This window comes from Paraburkholderia sp. J7, assembly GCF_905220155.1.
Classification (GTDB): Bacteria; Pseudomonadota; Gammaproteobacteria; order Burkholderiales; family Burkholderiaceae; genus Paraburkholderia.
Window position 1 is genome coordinate 1 of the sequence record NZ_CAJMYZ010000059.1, and the last position, 4,874, is coordinate 4,874.

Annotated in this window: 3 protein-coding genes and 1 pseudogene; 1 reads left to right on the plus strand and 3 read right to left on the minus strand. The window is 54.2% G+C overall.

The window, feature by feature from the left end; translation table 11 throughout:
- Positions 1–346 precede the first annotated feature (346 nt).
- The 3 genes and pseudogenes from fdhA to U5A58_RS40225 all read right to left on the minus strand — a co-directional run bounded on the left by fdhA (position 347) and on the right by U5A58_RS40225 (position 3,767).
- Positions 347–1,545, minus strand: a pseudogene (gene fdhA, locus U5A58_RS40215) (formaldehyde dehydrogenase, glutathione-independent).
- A 198-nt stretch (positions 1,546–1,743) separates the two neighbouring features.
- Positions 1,744–2,697, minus strand: a complete 954-nt coding sequence (locus tag U5A58_RS40220) for a PDR/VanB family oxidoreductase (protein WP_321847139.1) — start codon at positions 2,695–2,697, stop codon at positions 1,744–1,746.
- Positions 2,698–2,717: 20 nt separating this feature from the next.
- Positions 2,718–3,767: an aromatic ring-hydroxylating dioxygenase subunit alpha gene (locus U5A58_RS40225; RefSeq protein ID WP_321847136.1), complete on the minus strand. Its 1,050-nt coding sequence runs from the start codon at positions 3,765–3,767 to the stop codon at positions 2,718–2,720.
- A gap of 121 nt (positions 3,768–3,888) precedes the next feature.
- Between U5A58_RS40225 and U5A58_RS40230 the strand changes: the two genes are divergently transcribed.
- A complete protein-coding gene (locus tag U5A58_RS40230) occupies positions 3,889–4,806 on the plus strand; it encodes a LysR family transcriptional regulator (RefSeq protein WP_321917601.1) in 918 nt (305 codons plus the stop codon).
- Positions 4,807–4,874 lie beyond the last annotated feature (68 nt).

Here is a 4,874-nt window from a genome sequence, read left to right on the forward strand (position 1 = left end):
TTCCCGACCATGTCAGCTACAACGTCGGCATCGCGCAGGTGGGCGGCGCGCGTCTATTATGCCTCCTGCACCGACGATTCTGGCGAACCATCGCGCCCTCTCGACCTGCGCTTGAGTTGCAATGCACTCAGCCACTACCTGATTCGCTAGCCAGGCGAAGCTAGTCATAAGGGCTGCATCTCGTACGACGTTTGGCATCAAATCCTAGTAGGATGCGCCCCGACAAGAGCTCTTCTCGACAACGGCACAAAAGAAGGATGGGCACTCTAAAAATGCCCCTCCAATATACGACAGTCCGGTTGCCAGACAGCTGGCGCAGGCGCCCAATGACTCGTTAGTAAACGCCCTATGCCGCTTTCAGCACCCCGTGCGGATCAATGACGAACTTGGTCGAGACGCCTGAATCAAACAGCGAGTAGCCCTCGGGGGCTTGGTCCAGCGTAATTACATTGACATTGACCACTTCCGCAATGTTCACCCCGGTCCCAGAGAATGGCTTGCATTAAGCTTCGGTTGTACTTCATAACAGGCGTCTGCCCGGTGAAGAAGCTATGCGATTTCGCCCAGCCCAAACCCAATCGCACGGACAGGCTGCCAAGCTGAGCACTTGGATCAACGCCGCCAGGATCCTCTGTCACATAGAGGCCAGGGATACCGATCTTCCCAGCGACACGTGTGACCTCCATCAACGCATTGAGGACCGTCGCTGGCGCCTCCGATTGAGATCCGGCGTGACCGTGCCCCCTTGCTTCAAAACCCACACAGTCAATTGCGCAATCGACCTCCGGTTCACCGAGAAGGTCAGCGATCTGGTCACCAAGTGAAGCATCCGACGACAAATCAACGGTTTCGAAACCCACGCGACGAGCATGTTGGAGACGAGCAGGATTAACGTCCCCAACGATTGTAACGGCAGCCCCAAGCAATCGTGCGGACGCTGCTGCTGCCAATCCAACTGGACCGGCACCCGCCACGTAGACGGTACTTCCGGGACACACTCCCGCGGTCACCGCACCATGGTGCCGGTCGGGAGGATGTCGGACAGGCACGTCAGATCGCGAATCTCTTCCATAGCGCGATCTCGGTCCGGAAATTTTAGAAGATTGAAATCCGCATACGGCACCATGACGAATTCTGCCTGCCCACCGATCCAGCCGCCCATATCGACATAGCCGTACGCCCCACCCGGGCGCTCTGGATTCACGTTGAGACACACACCTGTGCTTTGCTGCTTGCACATCGGGCAGCGTCCACACGCAACATTAAAAGGCACCGACACCAGATCACCCACTTGAAGTGTTGTGACGTCCGAGCCAATCTCGATCACTTCCCCGTTATCTCGTGGCCAAGGACGAGCCCAACGGGAGCAGTTTTCCGCCCCCGCACCATGTGCTGGTCTGAGCCGCAGATATTGGTAGTCACCACCCGCAATATAACGCCGTGGCTCGCTTTACGCCCTCTTGGATCCACCAACTCCGGGAACGGGATTGACTGAACTTCAACCTTACCGTTACCGACGTACACGACACCGCGATTACCTGGCATTATTTTGTCTCCGTCTTATAGCAACGAGATTAATGGTCGATTAATTATAAAATTGGATTATTCGCCGATTGAAAAGTCCCAACATGAACCACTTTGATATTGAGGGTAGACGGATGGACGCGCAGAACGCTTTGCTGCGGAAGAATGCATCGCACAACGTCTGAAAGACCTTATGCGATGCAGGCTGGCACGCCCCGGTCAAATATCCAGGACGAGCACTGGCGACGACGACCTGGAGCAACACGGGGTGAATTGATCGTTCGCCGCGCGTTCTTCGTCGGTCAGGTACAGATCTCGATGCAGAGGAACGCCTGCCGCGACCCTCGTAACGCAAGTGCCACATACGCCTTGCTCGCAGGAAGTCGGAATTTCAATGCCGTGGCGCGCCAAAGCAGCGACAACTGACTCGTCCGCGCCAACGAGGCACCTCAGCCCGGTACTCGCGATGTGAACTTCGAAAGACTTGTCCGCGGAGTCGTCTTTCTTCGGGTTCGCTCCAAAATATTCCCGGTGCAACTGTGCTTCGGCATAGCCAGCACCTCGGGCAGAATCCAGAACGTGCTGGATAAATCCACTCGGGCCACAAACATATACGTGCGGCGTTGCCCCCGGCGCATGTTTGAAAATCCACTCTGCATCGAACTTTTGATCCGGTTCGTCGTCAACGTGCAACCTAACTGCCGAACAGAATCTCTCCCTTGTGAGTTCTTCCATGAAGGCAGCTTTATTGCGCGTTCTTACGCAGTAGTGGAGTTCGAAGGAACGACCTGACTCAGTGAGTTTATCGGCCATACTGATAATTGGCGTGATTCCAATTCCGCCGGCGACGAGTATCGAGTGCTCCATACTGTCTTCCAATGGGAAGTGATTTTTCGGCTCACTCACGCGCAACCTTGCTCCCTCCTCTAGCTGGTGCATGGCTATCGAACCCCCACGTGATACCGGATCTTTCAGGACGCCGATAAGATAGCGATGCGTCTCCTGCGTGGAGTTACAGAGTGAGTATTGGCGAACATATTCGCCTGGAACATGCACATCAATATGCGACCCGGCGGTGAATTGAGGTAACTTACGTCCATCCTCACTGACGAGTTCGAAGGTGCATATATCTTCTGCGACTTTCCGCTTTGCGGCGATCTTGACATTCAACATGATTCAAACCCGTAAATGCACTATTCCGAAGTTTCCGCCCAAACATGCTCGGATGCTTCAGACTTCAACAATGCATCCCATACACGGCGTGCCTGTACAGGCCCGATATCGAATGCAATGTCGACGAACTCTCGCCCGGGCGTACGTTGCATACTGTGGTACTGCGACTCGATAATCTCTTTGTCTTCGTTAAACGTCGCAACAATGTTCCGATATATCTCGTCGGTGACTTCAGTCTCGTCGATTCGGAAATTGTGGGCCGCGGACCAGAAGTAATGAGTCGAATGTTCGGTTTCCGGCGTCATTGCGTTGAGTCCGCGAAATCCGTATCCGTCATCTCGGTTCCCTTCCGGAGCGCCCGCACCAACGTCCTTAGCGCCAGTGAAAATACGAACTAGACCAGGCTCGAATTCAATCTCTTGCCAGCGGTCGACGTGCTCGGTGCCAAATTGATAAGCAGCTGTATATGTGGGCGGCGGAATTGAGTCCAGCATCCAGCGCTCGACACGTACCCCCTTTGTTGTCCGCGTCGTTTTTGTGTCCGCGGCAAAGTGCGTCTCGGCGTCGCCACCAATTGTGTGTTTGTGGACGTATCCGAGATGGGTTAAATCAAGAAGGTTGTCGTAGATGAGAAGATGATTCGCCTCGATCAGATACGTATTTTTGCGGTATCGCCAGCGACCATCGGAGTGCCACGGGTAGGCAGGCACATTGGCGACGTCCGCGAGATCTGGCCCTCCCATCCAAATCCAGATCAGATCGTCCTTCTCAACAACCGGGTACGACCTGACCTTCGCCTTAGTAGGTATCTTGCTTTGTCCTGGCACACGCGTACATTGCCCACTGCAGTCGTACTCGAGACCGTGATACGCACACCGCAAGCTGTTTCCGACCACGTCTCCGTGGTGCAGCGGGAGTGCCCGATGACAGCAGCGATCTTCCAACGCTGCGACGGTCCCGTCCATCGTCCGGAACAGGACTACGGGCTCACCAAGCAACGTCCGAGGGAACGGCTTTTGCCCGATTTCATCTGCCCATGCGGCGACGTACCACGAATTTCTGACAAACATCTACGTCTCCAAAGTTGTTAAGGTCTCGACCGAATTTTTAGCATTTTCCGCTATTGCACTCAGTGTCACCTTATCCGTATCATGTTTCAATCCGATTTCCAACATAACTCTCATAGAAAAAATGGATAACTTCGATTTGAACCTACTGAATGTTTTTTCCGCATTGCATCATCATGGCCACGTCGGCAGAGCGGCCGACGAGTTGGGAATGAGTCAGCCATCCGTGTCTTACGCGTTAAAGCGGCTACGTGAGCAACTAGGCGATCCGCTCTTCGTGAAAGTGCGTCACGGAATAGAACCCACGCCCCGCGCGCTGGAACTCGCACCAGTTGTTCAATCGATCCTTCGCGAGGTGCGTGAACACGTATTGACCGCACCGGCGTTTGAGGCGCAGACAGCTCAGCGAACATTCACGATCGCCATGTCCGACGTTGGAGAGATGGTTTTCTTGCCAAGAATTCTCAGACGCGTCGCGGAAGATGCGCCGTTTGTAGATGTTAGAACTGTATCTAGCGACCCGAAGGACCTCATGACCGCGCTTCAGCGCAGTGAAGTCGATCTCGCAATCGGCTACTTTCCGGACTTAAGTGGCGTAGACGTGTTCCAGCAGCGCCTCTTCCGTCATGACTTTGTATGTCTAGTCCGAGCGGATCATCCTGTTTTGGAATCAGGACTCACTCGTAAAGCGTTCCAGTCACTGCCCCACGCCGTTGTACGTGCGGAAGGTCGAAGCCAGGAGATCGTAGAGCAATATTTGCGTTCTAAGGGCATTGAACGACGCGAGATGCTTCGCTCACCACATTTCCTTAGTATTCCGATGGTCGTTGCTATGACCGACCTCGTCGTGACTGTACCCAGAGCTGTTGCCGAAGTTTTTACGCAATTCGCGAACGTGAGAGCAGTGAGCCCTCCCTATCCGATGCCAACGTTCGACCTGAAACAACACTGGCACCGCTGTCAAAACAACGATCCTGGAAACCGTTGGTTGCGTGCGATAGTATTGGATCTGTTCAGCCAGTCCGAACCTTCAAAGGCTTAGTCCAGCAGACCGGACAGCCCAATGCATCTGTACGCGTCTCCATTGAATACAAATGCTGACGCTACCCC

Coding starts and splice junctions, on each gene's coding strand:
- U5A58_RS40220 (WP_321847139.1), bottom strand. CDS start 2,697: ATGTTGAATGTCAAGATCGCCGCAAAGCGGAAAGTCGCAGAAGATATA.
- U5A58_RS40225 (WP_321847136.1), bottom strand. CDS start 3,767: ATGTTTGTCAGAAATTCGTGGTACGTCGCCGCATGGGCAGATGAAATC.
- U5A58_RS40230 (WP_321917601.1), top strand. CDS start 3,889: ATGGATAACTTCGATTTGAACCTACTGAATGTTTTTTCCGCATTGCAT.